The sequence below is a fragment of the Sphingomonas sp. Ant20 genome (assembly GCF_000783375.1).
GTDB lineage: Bacteria > Pseudomonadota > Alphaproteobacteria > Sphingomonadales > Sphingomonadaceae > Sphingomonas > Sphingomonas aerolata.
This window is the reverse complement of record NZ_JRVI01000256.1, coordinates 1-2,121: the sequence shown is the minus strand read 5'-3', so window position 1 is coordinate 2,121 and position 2,121 is coordinate 1. Positions and strand designations below refer to the sequence as shown.

The following is a 2,121-nucleotide window of genomic DNA, read 5'->3' as shown; positions in this document are numbered from 1 at the left end:
CGCCAGCCGGCATCATCATCTGTGCCGAGCCGCCCGGACCGCCGGACGCGACCGCCTTGCCCGGCACGGTGCTGCGCTGGTAGCGCGACACGTCCGCGCCGGTGACGTAGCTGCTCGCACCCGACGACGGCTGGCTCGCGAGACGTAGCAGCATCGCGCGCTCCGCCTTGGGATCCGACCCCGCGGGCACGCTCACGTTGCCCGACGCGATCGCGTCCTCGAGCTCGCCCGCATTGTCCGCGATCGACCGCAGCGACAGCGACAGCGTGCCCACCGTCTGCGCGACCGCGATCTCCTCGGCCATCTTGGGCGTCGTCTCGACCGTGACCGTCGAGAAGGTGCTGACGACGGTCTTGCCGTCGTCGCCGACCTTGTTGTCGGTGCGCTGGTCGGTCGCGAGCACGCGCACGTTGCGCATGATCGTCTCCGACACCTTCAGCGGATCACCGTCACCGCCACCCGACACTGCCTGGGTCAGGACCAGATCGATCCGGTCGCCCGGGAACACGAAGCCCGCGACCGACGCCTGTTCCGAGACGGGGACGGTCACCGCGCGCATGCCGGGCCCGAGCGCGGCCGCGAGGAAGCCGCGGTCGCCGGGCTTGACCAGCGCGCCCTGCGTCACCGGCTGGCCCGCGGTGATCATGTTGCGCACCACGGTGCCCTGCAGCGCCTTCAGGTCGGTCTTGTCCTTCAGGTAATAGGCGTTGTCGACGAGCTCCTTGGGCCAGGGCTGGAACTTCAATGCGGTCGCATCGAGGATCGTGCCGACCGGGAGCGCGCGGGTCGCGACCAGCACTTCCGGGCCGTCGATCACGGCGGGCTGCATCGCCACCGCGGTCGCCTGCGGGGCTGCGCTGCCCGCGATCAGCGTGCGGGCGAAGAAGGCCGTGACCGCCGCCACGATCAACGCACCGACCAGCAATATGAGCTTGCGACTATCCATGACTCATCGTGCCTTTCGGGCGCCGTGTGATTGATCGAACATTAAGTATCTACCGCAGGGAGTTAAGGAGTGGTTCGTGGACCGCGACGAGCCCTGCAAAGGCGATCGCGATGCCGTAGGGCACCTCGATCGCGGCGTTTTCGACGCCCGAATCGGCGCGCCGCATGGCCAGCTTCCTTGCGATCAGCATCCCCCGCGGTCAGCACGCCGCCCGCGATCGACATCACCATCAGCATCGCCATGAACGCGCCGAACGGTAGCCACAGCGACAGCGCGACGATCAGCTTGACGTCGCCGCCGCCCATCAGCCCGAAATGAAAAGCGATGCAGAACAGCGCGAAGACCGCCGCGGCGATCCCGATCTGGATCGCCATGTCGGGCCAGGGTGACAGGCCGTTGGCCCACCACCACAAGGGCGCGAGCAGCACGATCGCGGCGGTCTTCGCATTGGCGATCTCCCGCGTCCGTGCGTCCTCGATCGCAGCGAGGACAAGCAGCCCGGCGAGCAGAAAAAGTAGAATTGGAAGAGTAAACGTCGACCCCATGCACTACATTTAGCGGGTATGGCTTTCGAAAAAGTAACTGTGTCGCCGATGTTCGATTCTGATCCGACCTCCGGGCCCGCCTCCGGTCCGGCCCGTCCGCATGCCCGCACCACCGTCGCACCGATCGTGCCAGCCGCGAGTCGGCGCGCGATTCCCGACGATGCCCGCGTCAGTCGCTGGGTCGCGCCCGACGGCTGGAGCCTGAGGCGGTTCGACTGGCCGGCACCGAACGCGCGCGGACGCTTTCTCTTCCAGGCCGGTCGCGGCGACAGTTTCGAGAAATATCTCGAGACGATCGCGCATCTGCGCAGCGTCGGCTGGTCAGTGACCTCGCTCGACTGGCGCGGGCAGGGCGGGTCGGGGCGGCTGTCCCCCGACCCCTATGTCGGCCATGTCGACGACTTCGCGACCTACGATGCCGATCTCGCCGGCTTCTGGCATCAATGGCGCGGCGAAGGCGATGGCGACATCCCGACGGCGATCCTTGGCCATTCGATGGGCGGGCTGATGGTGATGCGCGCGCTGACGGCGGGGACGATCGACCCGGCGGCGGCGATCCTCGTCGCACCGATGCTGGGCCTTCGCTCTCCCCTCGGCGCGCGGCTGAGCGGCCGGATCGCGCGCTACAGG

Annotated in this window: 3 protein-coding genes; 1 reads left to right on the top strand and 2 read right to left on the bottom strand. The window is 68.0% G+C overall.

The features are described from left to right. Positions 1-946 (bottom strand): Flp pilus assembly protein CpaB (gene cpaB, locus NI18_RS19680; RefSeq protein ID WP_037532650.1); only part of this gene is annotated, 946 nt, incomplete at its 3' end. Between the two features lie 62 nt (positions 947-1,008). Beyond that, entirely contained in the window at positions 1,009-1,491 is a 483-nt protein-coding gene (locus NI18_RS19675) for a prepilin peptidase (protein ID WP_347574893.1), read from the bottom strand. A 126-nt stretch (positions 1,492-1,617) separates the two neighbouring features. On the opposite strand from NI18_RS19675, the gene NI18_RS19670 reads away from it, so the two are divergent. Continuing rightward, on the top strand, positions 1,618-2,121 hold a 504-nt coding region (locus tag NI18_RS19670), incomplete at its 3' end, for an alpha/beta hydrolase (RefSeq protein WP_306286547.1).

Coding starts and splice junctions, on each gene's coding strand:
- NI18_RS19675 (WP_347574893.1), bottom strand. CDS start 1,491: ATGGGGTCGACGTTTACTCTTCCAATTCTACTTTTTCTGCTCGCCGGG.